Source organism: Pseudarthrobacter sp. NamB4 (genome assembly GCF_005796185.1).
Taxonomy (GTDB): Bacteria; Actinomycetota; Actinomycetes; order Actinomycetales; family Micrococcaceae; genus Arthrobacter.
On sequence record NZ_VAHM01000002.1, the window covers coordinates 210336 to 234539 of the forward strand.

At 65.6% G+C, this 24204-nt stretch carries 23 protein-coding genes, 1 tRNA gene and 1 pseudogene; 17 read left to right on the forward strand and 8 right to left on the reverse strand.

Features of this window, described 5'->3' with window-relative positions:
• Nucleotides 1-26 precede the first annotated feature (26 nt).
• A complete protein-coding gene (locus FDW81_RS02470; RefSeq protein ID WP_138132534.1) occupies nucleotides 27-296 on the forward strand; it encodes a hypothetical protein in 270 nt (89 codons plus the stop codon).
• A 92-nt stretch (nucleotides 297-388) separates the two neighbouring features.
• On the opposite strand, the gene radA is transcribed toward FDW81_RS02470, so the two are convergent.
• Nucleotides 389-1762, reverse strand: a complete 1374-nt coding sequence (gene radA / locus FDW81_RS02475; protein ID WP_138132535.1) for a DNA repair protein RadA — start codon at nucleotides 1760-1762, stop codon at nucleotides 389-391.
• Nucleotides 1763-1882: 120 nt separating this feature from the next.
• Between radA and FDW81_RS02480 the strand changes: the two genes are divergently transcribed.
• The gene (locus tag FDW81_RS02480; RefSeq protein ID WP_240719854.1) at nucleotides 1883-2944 is read left to right on the forward strand and encodes a Gfo/Idh/MocA family protein; all 1062 of its coding nucleotides are present in this window, start codon (nucleotides 1883-1885) and stop codon (nucleotides 2942-2944) included.
• 26 nt (nucleotides 2945-2970) lie between these two features.
• Here FDW81_RS02480 and FDW81_RS02485 read toward each other — a convergent pair whose 3' ends face one another.
• Nucleotides 2971-4098 carry an aromatic acid exporter family protein gene (locus tag FDW81_RS02485; RefSeq protein ID WP_138132537.1) on the reverse strand — a complete coding sequence of 376 codons (1128 nt, stop codon included), beginning with the start codon at nucleotides 4096-4098 and terminating at the stop codon, nucleotides 2971-2973.
• A gap of 254 nt (nucleotides 4099-4352) precedes the next feature.
• On the opposite strand from FDW81_RS02485, the gene pstS reads away from it, so the two are divergent.
• The 4 genes from pstS (at nucleotide 4353) to pstB (ending at nucleotide 8492) form a co-directional block, all read left to right on the forward strand.
• A complete protein-coding gene (gene pstS / locus FDW81_RS02490; RefSeq protein WP_138132538.1) occupies nucleotides 4353-5474 on the forward strand; it encodes a phosphate ABC transporter substrate-binding protein PstS in 1122 nt (373 codons plus the stop codon).
• 109 nt (nucleotides 5475-5583) lie between these two features.
• Nucleotides 5584-6516 (forward strand): phosphate ABC transporter permease subunit PstC, encoded by a 933-nt coding sequence (gene pstC / locus FDW81_RS02495; protein ID WP_138132539.1) that lies wholly within the window; start codon nucleotides 5584-5586, stop codon nucleotides 6514-6516.
• Nucleotides 6517-7629 (forward strand): phosphate ABC transporter permease PstA, encoded by a 1113-nt coding sequence (gene pstA / locus FDW81_RS02500; RefSeq protein ID WP_138132540.1) that lies wholly within the window; start codon nucleotides 6517-6519, stop codon nucleotides 7627-7629.
• An 83-nt stretch (nucleotides 7630-7712) separates the two neighbouring features.
• Complete coding sequence (gene pstB, locus FDW81_RS02505; RefSeq protein WP_138132541.1) at nucleotides 7713-8492, forward strand: phosphate ABC transporter ATP-binding protein PstB; 780 nt, start codon at nucleotides 7713-7715, stop codon at nucleotides 8490-8492.
• A gap of 233 nt (nucleotides 8493-8725) precedes the next feature.
• Here the strand turns inward: pstB and FDW81_RS02510 are convergent, their stop codons facing one another.
• The 4 genes from FDW81_RS02510 to FDW81_RS02525 form a co-directional block, all read right to left on the reverse strand.
• Nucleotides 8726-9130, reverse strand: coding sequence for a hypothetical protein (locus FDW81_RS02510; RefSeq protein ID WP_138132542.1), 405 nt, complete (start codon nucleotides 9128-9130; stop codon nucleotides 8726-8728).
• Between the two features lie 183 nt (nucleotides 9131-9313).
• On the reverse strand, nucleotides 9314-10327 hold the full coding sequence (locus tag FDW81_RS02515; RefSeq protein ID WP_138132543.1) for an inorganic phosphate transporter: 1014 nt from the start codon (nucleotides 10325-10327) through the stop codon (nucleotides 9314-9316).
• Between the two features lies 1 nt (nucleotide 10328).
• Entirely contained in the window at nucleotides 10329-10946 is a 618-nt protein-coding gene (locus tag FDW81_RS02520) for a DUF47 domain-containing protein (RefSeq protein WP_138132637.1), read from the reverse strand.
• Nucleotides 10947-11259: 313 nt separating this feature from the next.
• Nucleotides 11260-11919: a hypothetical protein gene (locus FDW81_RS02525; RefSeq protein WP_138132544.1), complete on the reverse strand. Its 660-nt coding sequence runs from the start codon at nucleotides 11917-11919 to the stop codon at nucleotides 11260-11262.
• Nucleotides 11920-12110: 191 nt separating this feature from the next.
• Between FDW81_RS02525 and FDW81_RS02530 the strand changes: the two genes are divergently transcribed.
• The 3 genes and pseudogenes from FDW81_RS02530 to FDW81_RS02540 all read left to right on the forward strand — a co-directional run.
• A tRNA-Lys gene (locus FDW81_RS02530) sits at nucleotides 12111-12183 on the forward strand.
• Between the two features lie 87 nt (nucleotides 12184-12270).
• Entirely contained in the window at nucleotides 12271-13296 is a 1026-nt protein-coding gene (locus FDW81_RS02535; RefSeq protein ID WP_138132545.1) for a LacI family DNA-binding transcriptional regulator, read from the forward strand.
• A 155-nt stretch (nucleotides 13297-13451) separates the two neighbouring features.
• Nucleotides 13452-13604 (forward strand): annotated as a pseudogene (locus tag FDW81_RS02540) (anti-sigma factor); the annotation flags it as partial.
• Between the two features lie 50 nt (nucleotides 13605-13654).
• Here the strand turns inward: FDW81_RS02540 and FDW81_RS02545 are convergent.
• Nucleotides 13655-14143, reverse strand: a complete 489-nt coding sequence (locus FDW81_RS02545) for a hypothetical protein (protein ID WP_138132546.1) — start codon at nucleotides 14141-14143, stop codon at nucleotides 13655-13657.
• Nucleotides 14144-14383: 240 nt separating this feature from the next.
• On the opposite strand from FDW81_RS02545, the gene araB reads away from it, so the two are divergent.
• From araB to araA, 3 genes are read left to right on the forward strand one after another with little or no spacing between them, the layout of a single operon-like run.
• A complete protein-coding gene (araB, locus tag FDW81_RS02550) occupies nucleotides 14384-16132 on the forward strand; it encodes a ribulokinase (protein WP_138132547.1) in 1749 nt (582 codons plus the stop codon).
• Entirely contained in the window at nucleotides 16129-16824 is a 696-nt protein-coding gene (locus FDW81_RS02555) for an L-ribulose-5-phosphate 4-epimerase (RefSeq protein ID WP_138132548.1), read from the forward strand. Before araB ends, FDW81_RS02555 begins: the two co-directional genes overlap by 4 nt.
• 46 nt (nucleotides 16825-16870) lie before the next feature.
• A complete protein-coding gene (araA, locus tag FDW81_RS02560) occupies nucleotides 16871-18391 on the forward strand; it encodes an L-arabinose isomerase (protein WP_138132549.1) in 1521 nt (506 codons plus the stop codon).
• Between the two features lie 65 nt (nucleotides 18392-18456).
• Here araA and FDW81_RS02565 read toward each other — a convergent pair whose 3' ends face one another.
• Nucleotides 18457-19203, reverse strand: coding sequence for an ANTAR domain-containing protein (locus FDW81_RS02565; protein ID WP_240719856.1), 747 nt, complete (start codon nucleotides 19201-19203; stop codon nucleotides 18457-18459).
• Between the two features lie 559 nt (nucleotides 19204-19762).
• On the opposite strand from FDW81_RS02565, the gene FDW81_RS02570 reads away from it, so the two are divergent.
• The 5 genes from FDW81_RS02570 (at nucleotide 19763) to FDW81_RS02590 (ending at nucleotide 24199) form a co-directional block, all read left to right on the forward strand.
• Nucleotides 19763-21253, forward strand: a complete 1491-nt coding sequence (locus FDW81_RS02570) for an alpha-N-arabinofuranosidase (protein ID WP_138132639.1) — start codon at nucleotides 19763-19765, stop codon at nucleotides 21251-21253.
• Between the two features lie 116 nt (nucleotides 21254-21369).
• Nucleotides 21370-21954, forward strand: coding sequence for an HhH-GPD-type base excision DNA repair protein (locus tag FDW81_RS02575; RefSeq protein ID WP_138132550.1), 585 nt, complete (start codon nucleotides 21370-21372; stop codon nucleotides 21952-21954).
• Between the two features lie 118 nt (nucleotides 21955-22072).
• Nucleotides 22073-23077, forward strand: coding sequence for a LacI family DNA-binding transcriptional regulator (locus tag FDW81_RS02580; protein ID WP_138132551.1), 1005 nt, complete (start codon nucleotides 22073-22075; stop codon nucleotides 23075-23077).
• 60 nt (nucleotides 23078-23137) lie between these two features.
• A complete protein-coding gene (locus FDW81_RS02585; protein ID WP_138132552.1) occupies nucleotides 23138-23689 on the forward strand; it encodes a cysteine hydrolase family protein in 552 nt (183 codons plus the stop codon).
• A 207-nt stretch (nucleotides 23690-23896) separates the two neighbouring features.
• Nucleotides 23897-24199, forward strand: a complete 303-nt coding sequence (locus FDW81_RS02590; protein WP_138132553.1) for an urease subunit gamma — start codon at nucleotides 23897-23899, stop codon at nucleotides 24197-24199.
• Nucleotides 24200-24204 lie beyond the last annotated feature (5 nt).

A 24204-nucleotide genomic window follows, 5' to 3' on the forward strand; every position in this document is an offset into this window, starting at 1 on the left:
CAGGCACTTGCTCGAAGGGACCCGTCATGGCAAACATTGCCGAAGTTATGGGACGGCTGACGCCGGAAGAACTTGAAGAACTCCACAGCCTTGGCCCGCAGGGCCACCTGCCGCGGCACCTGACCGACGCGCTGGACCGTGCCGCGGGCGGGCCCGGTTCCGGCCGGGGGTACTACGTTCCCACCGGGAACGTCAGCGCCACGGGAGGCCCGCTGCTGGTGTTGCGCAGCGACGTTTCCGGGTGGCTTTTCAACGCCCACCGGGACGATCCGGACCAGCTTCCCCAGCGCCCCTGACCCCCTTTGGAGTTTTCGGACAGATACCCAGGGCCTCCAGCCCCAGGAAGTCTTCATGTCTGCCCAATAACTTGAGGTAACAGACAGCAACGCTATCCGATCAGCAAACTAAGCGCCTCAGTCAGGTGCTCCACCTCGCGGACCGAGAAGCCCGCCGGCACCGGGCCCGGGCCGGTATGGCTTGCCGGAACCACAGCATGCGTGAACCCCAAGCGGTGTGCTTCCTGAATGCGCTGGTTGATGCCCGGAACCGGGCGGACCTCGCCCGCAAGGCCCACCTCACCGAAGGCAATCAAACGGATGGGCAGTGGTTTGCGGGCCTTGGCCGAGGCGACCGCCAGCGCCACGGCAAGGTCTGTGGCCGGTTCGCTGAGCTTCACCCCGCCCACCGTTGCCACGTAGGAATCGTCCTTGTGCAGAAGCGTCCCGGCGCGCTGCTGCAGCACCGCCAGCAGCATGGAGACCCTGGAACTGTCCAGGCCGCTGGTGGCCCGGCGCGGCTGGGAGTTGGGGCTTTCGGCGAGCAGCGACTGCACCTCGGCCAACAGCGGGCGCCTGCCTTCCATGGTGACAGTGATGCACGTGCCGGAGACGGGATCCTTGGTCCGGCTGACAAACAAGCCGCTGGGATCAGCGAGTCCTTCGATGCCGTTCTCGTTCAGGTCGAAGCAGCCGACATCGTCGGTGGGCCCGTAGCGGTTTTTGACTGCACGGAGCAGTCGCAGGCGGGAGTGCCGCTCTCCCTCAAACTGGCACACCACATCCACCAGGTGCTCCAGCAGCCGGGGACCGGCTATGGACCCGTCCTTGGTCACGTGGCCGACCAGCAGCGTGGTCATATTGCGGCGTTTCGCGGCGGCGATGATGGAGGCTGCCACTTCGCGGACCTGGGAGACGCCGCCCGCGCTGCCGTCGACGTCGGCGCTGCTGAGGGTCTGCACCGAGTCCACAATCAGGAGCCGGGGCTCGATCTTCTCTACCTGCCCCAGCGCCTGGCCCAGGTCGGTCTCCGCGGAAAGGTACAGGGACTCGGCGACGGCGTCGATCCGCTCGGCGCGCAGCTTCACCTGCGCCGCAGACTCCTCGCCTGTCACGTACAAAACATCCTGGGCCGTCCGGGCAAACTTGGCAGCTACATCCAGCAGCAGCGTGGACTTCCCCACGCCCGGTTCGCCGGCCAGCAGGATGACGGCGCCGGGCACCAGGCCGCCGCCCAGCACCCTGTCCAGCTCGTCAACGCCGGTTGGCAGGAAAGCCGCCGTGGTGGCATCCACCTCGGCAATCCGGCGGGCCGGCTCCACCACCGTTGTGGCCGCCGTCGTACGCGCCACCGCGGTGCCCGTTTCCTCAACGGTGCCCCACGCCTGGCACTCACTGCAGCGCCCCACCCACTTGACAGTGGTCCAGCCGCATTCGGCGCACTTGTAGGCGGGCGCTTTGGAAGCCCGTGAAGTCTTTGTAGCCATGGGTTCAACCCTAGTGGCGGGCATCGACATTCTCCGTGCCCCGACCATCGCGGCCGGTTGCCCACACCACCCTTAGACTGAAACTCCCTGCCGGCGCCAGCCCACTACGGAGCGACAACTGTGAAGCAAGAAACGAGCGGTCCCGCCGCCGACGCCCGGACCCTCCGCTGGGGAGTTGTGGCAACAGGCCGGATCGCGCACAAGGTTACCCGGGACCTCGCCCAACTGGAGGGCGCCGAGCTTTATGCGGTGAGCTCACGTGGCCGGGCCTCCGCAGAAAAGTTCGCCAGGGAGCATGGCTTTGCCCTCAGCTACCATGATGGTCCTGCCGGAGACGGTTACCGGCAGCTCTTTGCCGATCCGCGCGTGGATGTGGTCTATGTCGCCACTCCCCATGCCCAGCACTTCGGGGTTGTCCGGGCGGCACTTGAAGGCGGAAAGCACGTCCTGTGTGAAAAGCCCTTCACCATCAACGCCAGGGAAGCCACGGAACTGGTCCACCTGGCCAAGGCGCGCGGCCTTTTCCTGATGGAAGCGGTATGGACGCGCTTCCTCCCGGCCACGCGCCGTGCCCTCGAACTGATTGGCAACGGGGAGATCGGCACGGTCCGCTGGGTCCATGCGGACCTCGGATTTCCGGCCGCATATGACCCCACAGACAGGCTTTGGGACCCTGCCGCCGGTGGCGGCGCCCTCCTGGACCTGGCGGTCTACCCGCTCACCTGGGCCGTGGCGGCGCTCGGCTTCCCCACCGGCCTTACTGCGAAAGGACATCTCAACCAGGACGGCGTTGATGTTCAGAACACGCTCACCCTTGAATACCCGGAGGGGGCTGCAGCCCAGCTCACGTCGTCGCTGCAAGCTTCCGGTCCAGGCATGGCCACCATCGGCGGCACCGCAGGCTGGATCAGGACCGGGTCCCCGCTGTACAACCCGCGCAGGCTCGAAATCTGCGGCTTGGACGGCAACGTCAGGGTCGAGGAATTCCCGGAGGAAACGGAGGGGTTCATCCATGAACTGCGCGAAACGGCCCGCTGCATCCGGTCAGGCCTGCAGGAGAGCCCGCTGATGCCCTGGGCGGAAACCGTCCGCGTGATGCAATTGCTGGACCAGGCCAGGGAGCAGATGGGGCTGCGCTACGCGAACGACTACGGGAACGGCCGCCAGGTTCCGGCCGGCTGACTTCCCCAACGGGCAGGAAGGCCAGGCTAAAGCGCCGGCAGCACGTCCCGCGCCTCGCTGGCGTCCATCCCGGTTGCCTCCAGCAGGTCCACCATCAGCGGGCGGAACAGCATCACCACCGTCTCGCCCTCGAGCCGCTGCACCTCCAGCAGCTTGGGATGCAGCCGCAGCGCGATCTCGCTGAGGTCGTTGCGCGCCGTGCGCAGGTGGGCGCGGCGGACGCCGTCGTGCGTTTCCGCCAGGCCGAGGGACAGCTCGTCGATCGCGGCAGCGGTCTCCTGCAGCACCTCCGCAATGTTGTCCGTTGCCTCGTCGGACAAAGCCGCATGGTTGATGGCGCTGGTGAGGCGCCGCGCAAAGACGCGGCTGTTCCGCAATGCCAGGTCGATGAAATCAAGCGACTGTGCCAGCTGGTCCAGCTCGTCCCGGTGGCGGCGGTAGGCAGGCGCAAGCCGGGCAACCTCGCCAGATGCCCGCAGTGAGTGCCGCATGGCGTCCACCAGGGACTGGCAGTTCCGCCCGCGGACCAGCGCGTGCCAGGCCCTGGTCGAATCACTGTCCACCAGGGCCTCCGCGCATTCACGCAGCACTTCAGCCAGTTCGTGGAGGAGCTTCTGGACGTCCTTGCGGGGCTCGCGGCGCGGGTCCTTGGGGGCGAGGATGGTCACCAGCAAGGCAAACAGGCCGCCCACGACGGCGTCGATGCTGCGGGTGAACGGTCCGCCGGACGGCGCCGGCAGCAGCACCACCAGCAGCGACTGCAGGGCCAGCTGGGTGGTGAAGATGTTTCCGCTGTCCAGGAAGCGGGCCAGCAGGATGGAAAACAAAAGGACGACGGCGGCCTGCCAGATTCCGGCGCCCAGCCAGTGCAGGAGGAGGTCGCCTACGGCGATGCCAATGGTGCAGCCCAGGCCCACCTCCAGGACCCGCCGCAGCCGGGGCTCCCGGGAGAAGCCAAGGGCGATCAAGGACGACGTGGCAGCGAACAGGGGACCGGAATGGCCCAGCACATACTCCGCAAAGGCATAGGCGCCCACGGCGCAGACGGTCATCTGGATGGCGGGAACCAGGGAGTTGCGGGACCGGATCAGGCCGGTGCGGAGGCGGCCGCGGAGGAACCGCCTGCCTGCTGAGAGTCCTGCTGCTGGGGCCATGCCGTCCAGTCTATTTGCTGCCCCGTGCGATTATTTTCTTGCCGGTGCACTACGGCGGAACATGTGATCTGCGCAATGGTGACCGGGAATTTGTCAGCGAAAATCCCGCCGTCGTTAATCCTCCGTTCACTTTGGGCAGGCCATCCCGTTACCTAGGGCCCCTACCTTCGATGAAAGTACAAAACGTACGCATCGCGCAGCAGGGTTCTCCGTCCCTGACCCGCAACTGAATAACCCTGGAAGGGGTACATCTAGTGAAGGCACTCCGCTTCGGCCGCCACGCGGCTATCGCTGTTATCGCAGCCGGCGCACTCGCGCTTACCTCCTGCGGTTCAGACAACGCCACGGGCACCGCTCCCGCAGGCACCCAGGGTGGTTCCGGGCCCAAGGTCACCGGCACCCTCACCGGCATCGGCGCTTCCTCCACCGGTGCGGCCATGGACGCCTGGAAGGCAGGCTTCGCCTCCGCCAACCAGGGCGCCACCGTGCAGTACTCCCCGGACGGTTCCGGTGCAGGCCGCAAGGCCATCATTGACGGTTCGGCCCAATTCGCCGGTTCCGACGCCTACCTCAAGGACGAAGAGCTCGAGAGCTCCAAGGCTGTCTGCGGTCCCGACGGCGCCATCAACATTCCCGTCTACATCTCCCCGATCGCGGTTGCGTTCAACCTGCCCGGTGTCACCGAGCTGAAGCTCGACGCACCGACTGTCGCCAAGATCTTCCGCGGCGAGATCGCCAACTGGAACGATCCCGCGATTGCCGCCCTGAACGAGGGCGTCAGCCTCCCCGACCTCAAGGTCACCCCCGTGAACCGCTCGGATGATTCCGGCACCACCACCAACTTCACTGAATACCTCGCTGCCGCCGCTCCCGAGGTCTGGACGGACAAGGCTTCCGGCGTGTGGCCTGCAGCCCTGCAGGGCGAGAACGCCAAGGGCACCTCCGGCGTGGTCAAGACCGTCACCGATACCCCCGGCGCCATCACCTACGCTGACGACTCCGCCGTGGGTGGTTCGCTGGGCACCGCCTCCATCAAGGTGGGCGAAGAGTTCGTCAAGATCTCCGCTGAAGCCGCAGCCAAGGCCGTGGAAGCGGGTTCCCCGGTTGAGGGCCGCTCCGAGAACGACGTCGCCATCAAGCTGGACCGCAAGACCGCCGCTTCGGGCGCCTACCCCATCGTGCTCGTTTCCTACCACGTTGTGTGCAGCGCCTACGACAGCCAGGAGACCGTTGACCTGGTCAAGGCCTTCGAGAACTACGTAGTTTCCGAGGAAGGCCAGCAGGCCGCCGCTGATTCCGCGAAGTCGGCACCGTTGTCCTCCTCCCTGACCGAGAAGGCCACGGCAGCCATCGAGTCCATCAAGGTCAAGTCCTAATATCCGCACCAAAGCCGGGTTCCCCGCCTGCCGAAAGGCAGTGCGGGGAACTTGGCTTTGGATGCAGCACTTTCCAGCCTCAGTACCACCACGATCGAAGGGCCGTCGAATGACCGCCACCACGCTGACCAGCACCCAGGGCGCCGGCCGCGCCGGGGACAAAATATTCTCCGGTGCCGCACTTGCCGCCGGCTGCCTCATCCTCGCCGTCCTCTTCGGCGTCGCACTCTTCCTGGTGGTCCAGGCCATTCCTGCGCTCACCGCACCGTCCGCAGAGATCCAGGGCGGAGAAGGCTTCTTCGCCTACATCTGGCCCATCGTGATCGGCACTCTCATCGCCGCGGTCATTGCACTGGTGATCGCAACGCCAATCGCTATCGGCGTTGCCCTCTTCATCTCGCACTTCGCCCCGCGCCGGCTGGCCGCGGGACTCGGCTACGTGGTCGACCTGCTCGCCGCCATCCCGTCCGTGATCTACGGCGCCTGGGGCGCAGCGTTCCTGGCCAAGGAAATTTCCCCGGCCTACAACTGGCTTGCGGCTAACATGGGCTGGCTGCCGATTTTCCAGGGGCCGGCCTCGGCCACCGGCAAGACCATCCTCACGGCAGGCATCGTCCTCTCCGTCATGGTGCTGCCCATCATCACGTCCCTGTCGCGCGAAATCTTCCTGCAAACCCCCAAACTGCACGAGGAAGCAGCGCTGGCGCTGGGCGCAACACGCTGGGAAATGATCAAGATGTCCGTCCTGCCGTTCGCCCGCCCGGGAATCATCAGTGCAGTCATGCTGGGCCTGGGCCGCGCCCTCGGCGAGACGATGGCGGTGGCCCTGGTGCTGTCCTCGGGTGCGCTGACCGCAAGTTTGATCCAGTCCGGCAACCAGACCATCGCGGCGGAGATCGCCCTCAACTTCCCTGAGGCAAGCGGCCTCAAGGTCAGCACGCTGGTTGCGGCCGGCCTGGTCCTGTTCATCATCACCCTGGCCGTGAACATGGTCGCGCGCTGGATCATCAGCCGGCACAAAGAATTCTCGGGAGCCAACTAAATGACCTCCACGCTTACCCCCGTGCGCAGCAAGCGCTCTGCCCTGACCAAGGGCCAGCTGCCCAAGTACGCTCCGTACGCAGTCCTCGCCGCAGCACTGGTCGTGGGCGCCGCCATCCTGGCGCTCGTCGGTTTCAACGCCTTCGGTTGGGGCCTTGTCTCCGCCCTGCTCTTCGCCATTGGCCTGGTGAGCTGGAGCGCCGCCGTCGAAGGTTCCCGCAAGGCCAAGGACAAGCTCGCCACCTGCCTGGTGGTGGGGTCCTTCCTCATCGCGCTGCTGCCGCTCATTTCCGTGATCTGGACGGTCCTGGTCAACGGAATCCCGGGCCTGATCGCCCCCGGGTTCCTGAGCACCTCCATGAACGGCGTCACCGGCGTCTACGACAACCGGGCAGCCGAAGAAGGGGCGCCGGTCATCGGCGGGATCTATCATGCCCTGTTGGGCACCATCCAGATCACGCTGCTGGCCACCGTCATTTCCGTGCCGGTTGGACTGCTGACCGCCATTTACCTGGTGGAGTACGGTAATGACGGCCGCCTTGCGCGCGCCATTACGTTCTTTGTGGACGTCATGACCGGCATCCCGTCCATCGTGGCCGGCCTCTTCGCCGCGGCCTTTTTCTTCGCCGTAGTTGGCCCCGGCACCAAGACCGGCGCCGTGGCCGCCGTCGCTCTCTCCGTCCTGATGATCCCGGTGGTGGTGCGCTCCAGCGAGGAAATGCTGAAGATCGTGCCGAACGAACTGCGGGAAGCAGCATACGCTCTGGGCGTCCGCAAGTGGCGAACCATCGTCAAGGTGGTCATTCCGACCGCGATTTCCGGCATCGCGTCCGGCGTCACCCTGGCGATCGCCCGTGTTATCGGCGAGACGGCCCCCATCCTGGTCACCGCCGGCTTTGCCACCAGCATCAACTCGAACGTCTTCAGCGGCTGGATGGCATCGCTCCCGACGTTCATTTACACCCAGATCCTTAACCCCACCTCGCCGGCGAATCCGGACCCGTCCTCCCAGCGCGCCTGGGGAGCGGCCCTGGTGCTGATCATCCTGGTGATGCTCCTCAATCTGGGAGCCCGGCTGATTGCCAGGATCTTCGCGCCCAAGACCGGCCGCTGACACCCGTCCCGGCCACACACCCCTTCCGGTTACCTGAACCGGATGCCAGACTTCAATTGATACCCAGTTAGTGAAGGAACACCATGTCTAAGCGCATCGACGTCAAGGACCTGAACGTCTACTACGGCGATTTCCTCGCCGTGGAGGACGTGACCATCAACATCGAGGCCAAGTCCGTCACAGCGTTCATTGGCCCCTCGGGCTGCGGAAAGTCGACTTTCCTGCGCACCCTGAACCGCATGCACGAAGTGATCCCCGGTGCCCGTGTGGAGGGCGATGTCATGCTCGACGGCGACAACCTCTACGGACCCGGCGTGGACCCCGTCACCGTCCGCTCGCAGATCGGCATGGTGTTCCAGCGGCCCAACCCGTTCCCCACCATGTCCATCCGGGACAACGTGCTGGCCGGCGTGAAGCTGAACAACAAGAAGATATCCAAGGGCGAAGCGGACGTGCTGGTGGAACGCTCCCTCAAGGGCGCCAACCTGTGGAATGAGGTCAAGGACCGGCTGGAGAAGCCGGGCTCAGGCCTTTCGGGCGGGCAGCAGCAGCGCCTCTGCATCGCCCGTGCCATCGCTGTGGAGCCGCAGGTCATCCTGATGGACGAGCCCTGCTCCGCGCTGGACCCCATTTCCACCCTGGCCATCGAGGACCTCATCAATGAGCTCAAGGACCAATACACGGTGGTGATCGTGACCCACAACATGCAGCAGGCAGCCCGTGTCTCGGACCGGACCGCTTTCTTCAACATCGCGGGAACCGGAAAGCCGGGCAAGCTGATCGAGGTGGACGATACCCACACCATCTTCAGCAACCCCACCCAGAAAGCCACCGAGGATTACGTTTCCGGCCGGTTTGGATAAAAAGCAGCCCAAAGGAGTTTTCCTTGACGCAGATAGCAAGCGGCCGCAGGGGCCATCAGCTTACGGTTTCCCGACATGGGATCGCGACGACGGTTCAGCACAGCTCCAGGCCGCGAACCTGACGCCCCAGGAATTGGAAACGGCCCTACTGGAGGCGCCCGCCTTACCTGGAGTCTTCCAGCCTTCCAGCCCCTGCTCTGGTTTAGCTTCCGGGCTGCGGGCTCCGCCCGCAGCTACTCCGGAACTTCCAGTTGGAAGCCGCACCGGCAGCGCAGGACCCTGGTGGGCAGCGAGACCACATTCAGGCCGCCGCCGCTGTTGCTGCTCCGGTAGCACAGCCGTTCAATTTCGAACTCCGCTTCCTCCATCGGGTAGCCGCAGTGGATGTAGTCGTCCCCGAACATAATCACCTGGGCCATCCAGCGCACCTGGTGCAGAGCGGCAGCCACGTCACCGGCGTAGGCCAGGTGTTCCTGGAACCGGCCGCAGTCGTTGCAGGTGTAGGCGACAGTAACGACGTCGCCATTGGCGCCCATGGCCCTGACGGCGTGGAGGGTCAGCTGGTGTTCCGTGCCGCAGGTTTCGCAGCGGAGCTGGCGTGGCTGGGGCAGGGAGTGCCGGGGATTCGAGGAAGACATAATGCCTGCTCTTTTCCGCGATGTGCATCCATGCCGCCGGTATGCTGCAGCGGCGCAATCCGCGGCCCTGCACCCGGCGGCGGATGTCAGGTCCCGACGGCTGCGCTGGTAGTCCGCGAATCTGCGGGACCTACTTCGAATTTACGGCACCCGCCGTCGCCTGTACAGGGTCAGCAAGCAAGGTCAGCCGCCGAGCGGGGTGAGTGCCAGCGCCAGGACGAAGGCGAGCCCGGCTGTGGCTGCCGGCGTCAGCGCCCAGAGTCCCACAATCCTGATCACCAACTTCCGGTTGGTTACCGAGAAGTGCTGGTTTTCGCCGGCTCCAATCACCGCTGCGGTGACAGTGTGAGTGGTGGACAGCGGCCAGTGAAGTCCGATGGCGCCCACGAACAGCATGACTGCGCTGAAGATCTGCGCCACCGAACCCCGCAACGGGTCAACCGTGGTGATCTTGTAGCCAATAGTGTGCGAAATCCGCCAGCCGCCGAACATGGTTCCCGCTGTCATCATCCCGGCCGACAGCAGGGCCACCCAGAGGGGTATGCCGCCGTCGCCGGGATAGCCTGCTGCCAGCAGGGCCAGCAGCAGCACGGCGCTCACCCGTTGCCCGTCCTGCAGCCCGTGTCCAAAAGCCACTGCCCCTGCCGCAACCGCCTGGCTTCGGCGGAAGCGCTGGTTGACCACGTTGGCCTGGGTATAGCGGGCCGCCCACGTGGCCGGATACACCAGCATGAAGGCACCGCTGTAGGCCACGAGTGGGGAGAGCACCAGCGGCAGCACCACCTGGAAGAGCAGGGACTGGTCCACGCCTCCGACGCCGGCGCCGCCCACCGCGAGGCTGGCAAGTCCGGCGCCTGCCAAGCCGCCCACCAGGGCATGGGTGGAGGAGGCAGGAATGCCGCGCCACCACAACAAAAGGCCCCAGGCGCAGGCACTCGCCAGGCCGGCCACCAGGATGCTCAGGCCGTCCGTCCCGGCGGGCAGGCTGATCCATGCCCGGCTGACGGCCACGGCAAGGCCCGCGCTCAACAAAGCACCAACAAAGTTGAAGAAAGCAGCCAGCAGCACCGCGACGCTGGGCGTGAGTGCCCTGGTGCGGACTGCGAGTGCCACGGAGGTGGAGACGTCGCGAAAGCCATTGACGAACGCGAACACCGCGGTCAGCAGGACCACTACGCCGAAGAAGACAGGCGTCACCTCAGGATTCCTTGACGATGATGCTGCCCACCTGGGTAGCGATCCGCCGCATGTCCTTGGTGACTTCCACCAGCTGGTTGGCGATGTCGCGGTGGCGGGAATACTGCGCCCATTTCATGTCCGCGATCATGTCCGCCACCCACACGCGGTGCGTCCGTTCAGCCCGCTTGGCAAGGCGCAGGATTTCGATCCAGTAATCCTCGAGATCGTCCAGGTTGTTGAGCCGGCCCATCGCGTCCACAGTCAGCTCCGCCTGCCGGCTGATGATCTCAAGCTGGTCGGCTGCGCGTTTGGACAGCCGCTCCAGCTTGTAGAGGCCTACGAGTTCCGCCGCGGCGTCCATTTTCTCCATCGCCTCGTTCAGGTAGCGGGAGAGGGCGTACATGTCCTCGCGGGGGAGCGGGTTAACGAAGCTGGTGCGCATGTGCGTCAGGAGCGCAAAGTGCAGTTCCGCGGACTTCGCCTCGTGGTTGTGCATATCCTCGACCAGCTTGCCGTGGTCTTCGGCCGAGACGCCGAGGATCTCCGCCATGGTGGCGCTGGCCAGCACGATCTGCTGGGCCAGCTGCGAAAGGAGGATCAGCCCGGCGGGCTCCTGGGGAAAAAGGCGCAGCTTCACGTGTTTACCGGTCTCCGGGGAAAGTACAGGGCGGTGGTTGCGGCCCTGCGAGTTGACCTGGCGCACAACCGAGCCCAACTCTACCGGCCCCGCGCTGCGGGCCTGGAAACAGCACCGCTGCGTGGTGGAAAACCGCGGAAAAAGGGCATGAAAATGGTGCCGAACCGGATACGCCTCTCGGCGGTAGGCCGCTCTAGGCGGCTGATTGTTGAAGCCCGGGGGTTTCGCAGCTCGGCACCGATTTCAGTTTTCTACTTTGGCTGGCCCAAGTCAATCTTGACAGACGGGGCGGTGCCGGGGCAGCGTTGCCGCTTCAATCGAGTTCGCCCAGGCGCCACGCGTTCGCGGCGTGCTCCAGGTCCTCTGCAGTCTTCACCAGCTGGTGGGAGTTCCGGGTCAGCTTGCTGGCGTGCGCTTCGTTGCCGTGTTCGGCGCCGTCGGCGAGGGTGGCCTGACCGAGCGCCACCACGCGGCAGAAGGCTGCGGAACGTTCCAGCGCGACGTCGAACTCGCCGTCGAACGCCCCGGAAAGGATGGCATCGGCCATGGCGCGCATTTCGTCGGCGCCCGGGGGCTCCGCCGCACCTGCAACGACGTTGGACACCTGGGCCGTGTCCCTGCCCGCGCGGAAGTAGACGGAAATGCGCTCCGGGTCCTGGACGGTGGCTGCACGCAGGGCATAAAGCCGCCACAACGCGCCGGGAAGCGAACGGGCGGGGCTTTCCGCCCACATCTCGGCGATGGCTTCCAGGCCCTGTTCGTCGGCGAGCTTCACCAGGCGTTCAGTGACCACGGGGTCGTCGCTGTCCCGGCCGTGGCGGACCAGTGCCTGGGCAGCAAGGTGCGCGGCTTCCGAGACCCGGGCGGGGTCAGCGCCGCCGGCAAACGGCTCGAAGTCGACGGGAGCGAAGGGCTTCGGCTTGTGGTGCCGGTTCGCGCCGCCGTAAGGACTGGATCCTGCTTGCTCACTCATGCCCCCACGCTACTCCTGTGCCGAGGTGGAAATCGAGCGTCCGCTCCCTTACAGTCCGCGTGATTCCGCGGCCGACGGCGGATCACGGCTTGCGTGCGAACGTGCCGGAAAGCATGGGTTAGAGTATTAATGTCCAGAAATGGAATGGGCCGCGGTTGGCCAGCCCCCAGGGTGCTGAACCATCGCGGCAGGGGCCTTTAGCTCAGTTGGTAGAGCATCGGACTTTTAATCCGTGGGTCGTGGGTTCGAGCCCCACAGGGCCCACTCTTTAAGTGAAGAGTGGTACGTCCCCGGCATCCTGGCAGCAGGTGCCGGGGACGTTTTCTTTTTCCCGGCAGGCACAATAGGCACATGGCTAAAAGCAGCAAGGGGCGGATGCCGCGACTGGAAGACGTGGCGGACAGGGCAGGGGTTTCCCACCAGACCGTCTCCCGGGTGATCAACAACCATCCCAATGTCAGCAAGGCAACGCGGGCCAAGGTGGAGGCCGCCATCGCCGAGCTGGGGTACCGCCGGAACACCGCGGCACGCAGCCTGGTGACCCGCCGCTCGCAGACCATCGGCGTCCTGGCCAGCGAGCTGTCCCAGTACGGCCCCGCGAACACCCTCCTGGGCGTGGAGCAGGCGGCCCGGGACGCGGGCTACTTCGTCAGCATCGCGGCCCTCCGCGAGGTCAGCCGGGAGGCCATTTCCGACGCCGTCAACCACTTCATGGACCAGGCCGTGGACGGGATCGCCGTCCTGGTGCCGCATGCGGACACCCTGACCGCCCTCGATGAAATGGAGCTGTCAGTGCCCGTGGTGGCGGTCGGATCCCTGGGCAACAGCAACGTCAGCGGGGCCATGGTGGACCAGCGCCGCGGCGCCCGGCTCGCCGTCGAACACCTCATCAGCCAGGGGCACCGCCGGATTGGCCACGTGGCGGGCCCGCGGGACTGGACTGACGGATCCGAACGCGCCGAAGGTTGGCGCGAGGCCCTGAGGGGTGCAGGCCTGGCTGACGACCTCCTGCTCGAAGGCGATTGGAGCGCCGGCAGTGGATACGGCATTGGGCGGAAACTCGCGGCTGACCGCCACGCCACAGCCCTCTTCGTCGGCAACGACCAGATGGCCCTCGGCCTGCTGCGTGCGTTCACTGAGGCTGGCGTCAGGGTGCCGGACGACGTCTCCGTCGTGGGGTTCGACGACCAGCCTGAATCGGCCTACTTCACCCCGCCGCTGACCACCGTCCGCCAGGACTTCGAGGAGCTTGGCCGGCGGTGTATGGACACCATGCTCAAGGAGATCGAGGCCGGCGCCGGCGTGAGCTCCACCGTGGTCACGCCGGAACTGGTACTCCGGGCAAGCACGGCGCCGCCTGCAGCCGGCCCCGGGTAACCAGGCGGTCCGGCCGTAAGAAATCCCTGAAGAAATTCCCACGCAACTGCATCCAACTCTGATGCTGCACCGGTAGTCGAGGTGGCGTGGCTGCCCGCCCGGATTGTTGGCATCACCAGGAACGTCATCTCGGATGCCTGGCGTGATCATCGCTCATGGGCGTCATGAGCTCAGAGGCCGGAACGTTTGAGCTGCCTGCCGGTTTGGAGCTTTCGCAGTACCCGATCGTTGACGTCTCCGACGAGCCCATTGACGGCAATCCTGCCCACCTAAGCGTCAGCATCGCCAGGGGCACCCTCAACACGTAGCTCAACTGTCGGCCCGGCCACGGCGTTTCATGCGGGACGAGCGGTCAGTGTCAGTGCCGGGGGCGGTTCAGCAGGGAACCCATCTTCGTCCACTGGGCCACCAGGACCATGACCACCAGGGCCGCCCCTGCGTGAAGGTGCAACATCAGGTGCAGGTCGTGGGAACGGGCATCCGGACCCGGTCCTGCCTGAGTGGACGCTTCCTGAAGTGCCGTTTCGCCGTGGCCGTGCCCGGGCAGGGAGAAACCGCTGGCGGTGGAAAAAGCGGCGAAGGCCAGGTGCAGCAACTGCTGTGCCAGCGCTGCGGTGAGGAGTACGCCCCACGCGGGGAGCCGCCGCTTGCCCAGCATCGATGCGCCCATGCCCAGCAGGGCGGCCAGGGCCACCACGATAAGGACCGCCGGTGCCCGGCCCCCGGCCGCAAGATGGGCAACCAGGCCAAGCCCAGCGGACACCGGACCCGCGAGCCAGACGGGGGACAGGCTCCGGATGCCCCGTGTATTTTTACGGTCAGCGAAGGCCTCGCGTGCAGCTTCCATGCATCCCCCTTCCGTCACTGTTTCCCCAGTCTCTCCTGCCCTTACCCGTTTAGCGAAGGCTTACGCCGCGAGCTCACCCACTTCGGCTTTCCGGCCGCCGTCTTCTCCGCCAGCGACTTTCCGCACAGCCTTCCCCAAGATCTCCCAGCCCGTGCCGCAATTCTGCTGTTGACTTCCTTGTTGTTAGCGCTCACACTGATATGCAAACCGCACAGTCGCGGTAGCTACGGAGGAAGTTTTATGGACGCAGTGGACGCCCCGGATGCCTTTGTCATCGGTGTTGACTATGGAACGCTCTCGGGCCGGGCAGTGGTGGTGCGGGTACGCGACGGCAAGGAACTCGGCAGCGGAGTTTATGACTATCCCCACGCGGTGGTGACCGATGCCCTGCCTGAGGATGTGGCTGGCCGTGGGGCTGATGGAAAAATCCTCCGGCTTCCCGGGGAGTGGGCCCTTCAGGTGCCCAACGACTACCGCGACGTTCTCCGCAACGCAGTGCCCGCCGCCGTCGCCGACGCCGGTATCGACCTGGCTGCCGTCGTCGGAATTGCCACTGACTTCACCGCCTGCACCATGGTGCCGGTCGCGGCCGACGGCACGCCGCTGAACGAGCTGGACCGCTTCCGGAACCGCCCTCACGCGTATGTGAAGCTGTGGCGCCACCACGCGGCGCAACCGCAGGCGGACCGGATTAACAAGCTGGCCGCCGAGCGCGGCGAAGAATGGCTTCCCCGGTATGGCGGGCTCATCTCCTCCGAATGGGAGTTCGCCAAGGGACTGCAGCTCCTTGAAGAGGACCCGGAAGCTTACGCGGAGATGGACCACTGGGTGGAGGCTGCGGACTGGATCGTCTGGCAGCTCTGCGGCCTGTATGTCCGGAATGCCTGCACCGCAGGGTACAAGGGCATTTACCAGGACGGGAGCTACCCGTCGGAGGACTTCCTGGCTGAGCTGAACCCTGATTTCAAGGACTTTGTCAGCAGCAAGCTGGACCACACCATCGGCCGGCTGGGCGACGCTGCCGGCACCCTCACCGCGGAGGCAGCGGCATGGACCGGCCTCCCGGAAGGCATCGCCGTCGCCGTGGGAAACGTGGATGCCCACGTCACTGCCCCCGCGGCGAAAGCTGTGGATCCGGGCCAGCTGGTGGCCATCATGGGCACCTCCACCTGCCACGTTATGAACGGCACCGAACTGCGCGAAGTGCCGGGCATGTGCGGCGTGGTGGACGGCGGAATCGTGGACGGCCTGTGGGGCTACGAGGCCGGCCAATCCGGGGTGGGTGACATCTTCGGCTGGTTCACCAAGTACGGAGTTCCGCCCGAATACCATCAGGCTGCTGAGGAAGCGGGGCTGGGCATCCACGAGTACCTCACCGAACTTGCCTCCCGCCAGGTGATCGGCGAACACGGGCTCATGGCCCTGGACTGGCATTCGGGCAACCGCTCGGTGCTGGTGGACCACGAGCTGTCCGGGATCGTGGTGGGGCAGACCCTCGCCACCCGCCCGGAGGACACGTACCGGGCACTGCTGGAAGCGACCGCCTTCGGCACCCGGACCATCGTGGACGCGTTCCGTGACGCCGGGGTGCCGGTGAAGGAGTTCATTGTGGCCGGCGGCCTGCTCAAGAACCCCCTGCTGATGCAGATCTACGCGGACGTCACAGGACTGCAGCTTTCCACGATCGGTTCGGCGCAGGGCCCGGCCCTGGGTTCGGCAATCCATGCAGCTGTCGCCGCCGGCAGATATGCCGACATCAGGGAAGCGGCAGCAGCCATGGGGTCGGAACCGGGCGAAGTGTACACGCCCATTCCGGCAAACGTGGCCGCCTACGAGGAGCTTTTCCGGGAGTACAAGACCCTCCATGACTACTTTGGCCGGGGCGCCAACGATGTGATGCATCGGCTTAAGGCAATCCAGCGGAGGGCTGCCGGCCCGCTTTTGGCTTCGGATGCCGCTTCCGTGAGTGCCGTGGAGGTGTCCGCATGAGCACGGCACTTCAGGAAACGATTGCCCGCGTACGGGAGGAAGTGTGCGCGCTGCATGCGGAGCTGACCCGCTACGGGCTCGTGGTGTGGACGGCCGGGAATGTTTCGGCCAGGGTCCCCGGCCACGAGTTGATGGTGATCAAGCCCTCCGGCATCTCCTACCAGGACCTGACCCCGGAACAGATGGTGGTCACTGACCTATATGGCGCGCCCGTGCCAGGAAACGCGGACGGTGTCTGGGGCAACCCGCCGCTGTCACCGTCGTCGGACACTGCTGCCCATGCCTACGTCTACCGGCACATGCCCGAGGTGGGCGGCGTGGTGCACACCCACTCCACCTACGCCACCGCCTGGGCAGCCCGCGGGGAGGCGATCCCGTGCGTGCTGACCATGATGAGTGACGAGTTCGGCGGCGAGATCCCGGTGGGGCCCTTCGCGCTGATCGGGGACGATTCGATTGGCCACGGCATCGTGGAGACGCTGAAGAACTCCAATTCCCCGGCGGTGCTGATGCAGAACCACGGACCATTTACCATCGGCAAGGATCCCAAATCTGCCGTCAAGGCTGCCGTCATGTGCGAGGAAGTGGCCCGCACGGTCCACATCGCCCGGCAGCTCGGCGAGCCGCTGCCCATCGACCAGGGCCACATTGATTCCCTCTACAGCCGCTACCAGAACGTCTACGGCCAATAGCCCCGGCCCTTGCCCGCCCGGCCCCACACACTTTCCAGGAGAACCCATGAGCACCGCAGCATCCACTTCCCTCGACGGCTACGAGATCTGGTTCCTCACCGGCAGCCAGCACCTCTACGGGGAGGACGTTCTGAAACAGGTCGCCGCCCAGTCGCAGGAGATCGCCACCCAGCTCAACGCGAGCTCCGCCGTTCCTGTGCGGATTGTCTGGAAGCCGGTCCTGACGGACTCGGAGGCCATCCGCCGCACGGCACTGGAGGCGAACTCGGATGATTCCGTCATCGGTGTCACCGCCTGGATGCACACCTTCAGCCCCGCCAAGATGTGGATCCAGGGCCTGGACCTGCTCCGCAAGCCGCTGCTGCACCTGCACACCCAGGCCAATCGCGACCTGCCGTGGGCGGACATCGACTTCGACTTCATGAACCTCAACCAGGCAGCGCACGGCGACCGTGAGTTCGGGTACATCCAGTCCCGCCTGGGCATCGCCCGGAAGACCGTCGTCGGACACGTCTCCAACCCCGAGGTGGCGCGGCAGGTGGGGTCATGGCAGCGTGCCGCCGCCGGCTGGGCCGCGGTCCGCACCCTGAAGCTGACCCGCTTCGGCGACAACATGCGCAACGTCGCCGTCACCGAGGGCGACAAGACAGAGGCGGAGTTGCGCTTCGGCGTCGCTGTCAACACCTGGTCCGTGAACGAGCTCGGCGACGCCGTGCACGGCGCGGAGGAGTCTGACGTCGACACCCTGGTTGCCGAGTACGAGGACGTTTATGACGTGGTGCCGGAGCTCCGCGCGGGGGCGGCCCGGCACGAATCGTTGCGCTACGGGGCCCGGATCGAACTGGGCCTGCGCAGCTTCCTGGAAGCGAACGGCTCGGCGGCGTTCACCACTTCCTTCGAGGACCTCGGCGCGCTCCGCCAGCTTCCCGGCCTTGCGGTCCAGCGGCTGATGGCCGCGGGCTATGGCTTCGGCGCCGAAGGGGACTGGAAGACGGCCATCCTGGTGCGGGCCGCCAAGGTGATGGGCGCCGGCCTGCCCGGCGGCGCCTCGCTGATGGAGGACTACACCTACCACCTGGAACCGGGAGCGGAAAAGATCCTGGGCGCGCACATGCTGGAGGTCTGCCCCTCCCTGACGGCCGACAAGCCGCGGCTGGAAATCCACCCGCTGGGCATCGGCGGCAAGGAGGACCCGGTGCGCCTGGTGTTCGACGCCGATGCCTCCCCGGGCGTCGTCGTCGCCCTGTCAGACATGCGGGACCGGTTCCGCCTGGTGGCTAACGCCGTCGACGTGGTCCCCCTGGGCCAGCCGTTGCCCAACCTGCCCGTGGCCCGTGCACTCTGGCAGCCCAAGCCGGACTTCGCCACGTCCGCTGCCGCCTGGCTCACCGCCGGCGCCGCACACCACACCGTGCTCTCGACCCAGGTGGGGATGGAGGTCTTCGAGGACTTCGCAGAAATCGCCAAAACCGAACTGCTGACCATCGATGAGGGAACCACCGTCCGGCAGTTCAAGAAGGACTTGAACTGGAACGCCGCCTACTACCGGCTGGCCAGCGGGATCTAGCGTTAAGCCATCCTGTTCAGCTGTCAGGGCACAGGTCTGGCTACGGCTGGCAGGATAATCGGCGGCTAGTGGCCGAAGTGGGCCCGCGGGGGACCCTCGGGCAGCCGTTCCAGGATATCCTCGGCCACCTGCCGGACCTTGATGTTCCGGTGGCTTGAAGCCTTGGCCAGGATGGAGAAGGCCTCGTGGTACGAGCACCTGTTCTGGGCCATGATCACTCCGCAGGCGACATTGATGGAGGTGCGGCTGTCCAGGGCCGAGCGCAGGTCCGCGGCCATGGACTTGGCGGCATGGAGTTCAATGGCCATGTCGAGGCTCTTCGCCGCAAGCCCGGCGAAGGTGCGTACCTCCGCTATGACCTGCAGCGGGAATGCTTTGGCATCCTGGGCAAAAAGTGCCAGTCCTGCTGCCGTCCCCCCGGCGCCGGCTTCGTGGTCAGGCGTGGAGCCTCCTGCGCCCTCGGTTCCTGCGGCACCATGTCCTACCCGGAGCCGCACCCCCATGGCGCTGCCGAATCCAGCCATCTGCAAATGCCTGGAGTACCGCGGCCAGCGGAAATCCGCGTTCCGTTGCAGCACAGCCACGGGATGGCCGCCGGCCAGTACCTCATAGAGGGGACCTTCCTCAAAGTCCTGTTCGTGCTCCAGGAGCTCGATCACCTCATCGGAGGTGCCGGTTACGGCCGGGTTCCGCTTCGGCTGGTGAACCACCACTCCACAATCGACCTGCAGGCCTGTTGCCCGGGAAACTGCCTGGACAGTGGCCGCAGCGAGCCGGTCAAGGGATTCGCGCAGGCCGTGGGTGCCGGTCACCAGGTCAAGCAGGATGCCTTCATGGCTTCCGGCCCCCGCAGGGGTCTCTCCTGACTGCGGCTGCCGGTGGTCCGGCTTGTGCTGGGAACGAAGAGGGCCGGCGACGGCTGGGGGAGAGGCCTTGGTCTCAAAGGCCTCCTCGTCGCCGGCCCCGCCTATTGCCCGAGTCCTGTGGACCGGGAAACCGGAGCCTATCCCTCGTCTGTGCATTGCAGTCTCACACCCCCTAGTGAGCCAGTACTACGACCAGGAAAGGTCTTGTCTCTTAGAAAAACCTAATTCGGCTGCAGTGCGGGGAGAATGCGTAAGCAGTACCCGAATTTGAGATTAGGTAGTACTTGGATTCCAGCTGCATCCGGCCGTTTACAGCATTGCCGCAGGTCAGTGCAGCGCTGCCTTGAGCGAATGCCTGGCGGACCCGCAGGGGTGCTGCCCGGCAAGTCCCCATCCAGATCGCTTGACTCTTGGGACGGCAGCATCAACAATATTTCTATAACGTTGTAAAAGAAACGAGGACGTTTTCGTGACCGCTGCAGAACCAACCGCCGCCAAGATCACCATGGATCCCGCCTTTGCAGTGGGACCGGTCCGGCGGCGCACTTTCGGTGCCTTCGTGGAGCACCTTGGCCGCTGTGTGTACACCGGCATCTTTGAGCCGGACCACCCCCTGGCAGACGAGGACGGCTTCCGTGCGGATGTGTTGGAACTGACCCGCGAACTGGGAGTATCCACCATCCGCTACCCGGGCGGCAATTTCGTCTCCGGCTACCGCTGGGAGGACGGCGTTGGCCCGGCGGATAGGCGGCCGGTCCGGCTGGACCTTGCCTGGCACTCCACTGATCCCAACCTGGTGGGCGTGGACGAGTTCGCAAAGTGGTCAGCCAAGGCCGGCGTCGAAACCATGATGGCCGTGAACCTGGGCACCCGCGGCACGCAGGAGGCCCTTGACCTGCTGGAGTACTGCAACATCGACGGCGGCACCGCCTTTTCCGACCAGCGCAGGGCCAATGGTGCGGAGAACGGCTACGGCATCAAAATGTGGTGCCTCGGCAACGAGATGGATGGCCCCTGGCAGATCGGCCACAAGAACGCCCGGGAATACGGCAGGCTGGCAGCGGACACTGCCCGGGGCATGCGGATGATCGAGCCGGACCTGGAACTCGTGGCCTGCGGCAGCTCCGGACCCACCATGAGCACCTTCGGCGAATGGGAACGCGTTGTCCTCTCCGAAACCTACGAGCTGGTGGACCTGATCTCCGCACACCAGTACTTCGAGGACTTCGGCGACCTGCAGGAACACCTCTCCGCAGGCCACCGCATGGAAGCATTTATCCACGACCTCGTAAGCCACATTGACCATGTGAAGTCGGTGAAGAAGTCCACGAAGCAGGTCAACATTTCCTTCGATGAGTGGAACGTGTGGCACATGAGCCGGGACGAGTCCCGCGTACCCACCGGCAGGGACTGGCCGGTGGGCCCCGTCCTGCTGGAGGACACCTACACTGTGGCGGACGCCGTCGTCGTCGGTGACCTGCTGGTCACCCTGCTCAAGAACACCGACCGCGTCCACTCCGCGAGCCTGGCGCAGCTGGTCAACGTGATCGCGCCGATCATGACCGAGCCCGGCGGCCGTGCCTGGAAGCAGACCACGTTCCACCCCTTCGCCCTCACGTCCCGCCACGCGTCCGGCACCGTGCTGCAGCTCGCCGTCGAATCCCCGCTGGTCAGCGGCGGCAAAACCACGGACTTTGCCGCGGTGTCCGCCGTCGGAACCTACGACGCCGGCAAGGGCGAGGCCGTGGTGTTCGCCGTCAACCGGTCGGCCACGGATGAGCTGGGACTGGACGCCGTGGTGTCCGGCCTGGGCGACGTCCGCGTGGTGGAGGCTCTCACGTACGCCAACAAGGATCCGTACTGGCAGGCCACGGCCGACGATGCGACGTCCGTGCTGCCGTCGGAGAACACCTCCGTGAAGGCCGACGGCGGCCGGCTCACCGCGCAGTTGCCTGCGGTGTCCTGGTCCATGATCCGACTGGCAGTGGGCGAGTAGCACCTCAGTAAGTTTTTGTCGAGGTATGCCGGCATAAAAGGCGGTTAGGCCTGCATACCTGGACAAAACTCCTAGGCGGGAGGGCCGCATGACGACGGCGGCCCTCCTCTGGGAGGATGGACGGCATGGAGCTGCACATCACCGGGGACCCCGCTGCCGACAAGCTGTTGAGTGAGGACGCGTTTGCGTTGCTGACCGGCATGCTGCTGGACCAGCAGGTCACCATGGAGTCCGCCTTTGCCGGGCCGGAAAAGATCAAGGCAAGGATCGGGTCCATCACCCCGGAGGCAGTCGCCGGGCATGACCCGCAGGCCTTTGTTGAGGTGTTCAAGGAACGGCCTGCTGTCCATCGCTTCCCCGGGTCAATGGCCGCCCGCGTGCAGGCGCTCGCTGAAGCGGTGCAGGACGAGTGGGACGGTGACGCCACCGCGATCTGGACCAAAGGCGACCCGGACGGTGCTGAAGTGCTGCGCCGGCTGAAGGCTCTACCCGGATTCGGCGAGCAGAAGGCAAAGATCTTCCTGGCACTGCTGGGCAAGCAGCGCGGGCTCCAGGCGCCGGGCTGGCGTGAAGCTGCCGGGCACTACGGGGAAGAAGGCTCCTACCTCTCGGTGGCGGACATCGTGGATCCGGAGTCCCTGGTGAAGGTACGCGCCAGCAAGCAGGCCGCCAAGGCAGCTGCGAAGGCGGCGAAAGCCTGACCTTCCATACGCTTGCGGCGACCGCCGTTTCTGGCGTGACGCTCCTGGTTGCCCTGAGGGTGCTGGCGTCTGCAACGATGTATGGCAGGAACTTGCGGAACCACACGAAGGAGCCATGATGGCGGTCACCATGAATGACGTTGCGAGGGCGGCGGGGGTGTCGCTCAAGACTGTATCCAATGTGCTGAACGACTATGAGTTCATCCGTCCGGCCACCAAGCAGCGAGTCCAGGACGCCATCGCGGAACTGGGCTATGAGGCGAACCTGACCGCGCGGAGCCTGCGGTCCGGTAAAACCAAAATGCTGGGCCTTGTCCTGTCCGATCTTTCCGCCCCCTACTACGCGGAGCTGGCCTCGAGGCTGATGAAGGCGGCATCCCGGCGCGGCTACCGCGTGCTCGTGGAACAGTCGGACGCGGTGGCGGACGTGGAACTTAACGCCCTCCAGGGTCCGTTCCGCCAGCTCACCGACGGGCTGCTGTTCACGCCCCTGATGATCGACGCCGATGCCATCGCCGCCCGTTCGGGCGGGAAGCCGTTGGTGTTGCTGGGTGAACACATCCTCGATTCCCGCTTCGACCTGGTGACCATGAAGAACGAGGAAGCCGCCGCCGCCCTCACCGGCCATCTGCTGTCCGGCGGCCGGCGCCGGGTTGCCGTAATCGGTGCCCATCCCGGCGAATCCGCGGGCAGCGCGGGCCTGCGGCTCAACGGTTACCGGAAGGCGCTGGACCAGGCAGGGGTACCGTTCGACCCCGCGTTGATCGCCCCCTGTGAATGGCGCCGGGACAATGGGGCCGCCGCCGTGGCCGGGCTCCTGGACCAGGGAGTGGAGTTTGACGCAGTGTTCGGCTTGAACGACGTCTTGGCCCTCGGCGCCCTGCACGGGCTCCTGATCCGCGGCGTCCGGGTTCCCCAGGAGGTTGCCGTAGCTGGTTTCGATGACATCGACGAGGCCCGGTTCGCCTCCCCCTCGCTGACCACGGTTTCGCCGGGGATGGAGGAGATCGCAGAGCGCTCCATCGGCCTGCTGATTGACCGGGTTGAGGGGCGGGAAAGCTCCGGCGGGGGCGTGCACGTGGAAGCCGGCTTCCGGCTGCAGGTCCGCGAGTCGGCCCCGTAGGTTTCGCCCGGCCAACTACGGGTACCTACCCTCCAAAGCTCAACGAGGGAAAGGTGTCACGTGATTGCACTTCTTGTCATCGACATGCAGAACGCTTTTTTTGAGGCGCCCGAACTTGCCGCGCAGCAGGAGCAGATGGTCGCGTCGTGCAACAGATTGCTGGAGGCGTTCAAGGCAAGCGGGCACAAGGCGTTGTTTGTGGGTACGGAGCACGAGCGGGACAAGTCAACCTGGAGCCTGAACATGCTCGATGACGACCAGGGCTTCATCTTCCGCGGCAGCGAGCAGGCGCAGGCTGTCCCCGGCCTCGCGATAAACGGACTGCCGCAGCTGAACAAGACCCGGGACAGCGCCTTCGTGGGCACCAACCTGCTGTCCCGACTGCGGAACTGGGGCGCCGACGAGGTGGTGCTCGCCGGGGTTTCCACGCATAACTGCATCGCCCAGACGGGGGCGGACGCCTTCGCCCACAACATCCGGGCCACCTATGCCAAGGATGCCATGGCCTCGGAGGACAACCAGGACGCCGCGGACATGCTGCGCATCCTCTCCACCAGTTACCGGCAGCCAGTCCAGTCCACCGACGAGATCCTGGCGCGGCTCGCCCGCTGAGTCCCCGCCTTCTTAAGCGGACGACGGCGGTCCCGGCGAAACGCCGTCGTCATCGCCTTTCCGGCGCCGAACCCTGCGCAGACTCAGCGCGATGCTTGCGACCTGCAAGTGGAGAGCAGCCGCTAACAAAACTGAAACCTCGCGGAAACTTCTGCAACCTACTGTGGGTCCCATGCCGCCGACAGGCGGCCCGTTGAAGGGACCCAGATGCATTTGATGCCGCGTGAGCAGGAAAAACTTCTGATCGTGGTGGCCGCCGACCTCGCCCGGCGCCGCCAGGCTCGCGGGCTCAAGCTCAACTACCCCGAGGCCGTGGCCGTCATCAGCTATGAGCTCATTGAGGGCGCCCGGGACGGCCGCAGTGTCGCCGACCTCATGAGCTACGGGACCACCCTGCTGGGCCGGGAGGACGTCATGGAGGGAGTGCCCGAGATGATCCACGACGTGCAGATCGAAGCGACGTTCCCTGACGGCACCAAGCTCGTCACCGTCCACGGCCCCATCCGCTGAAGAGG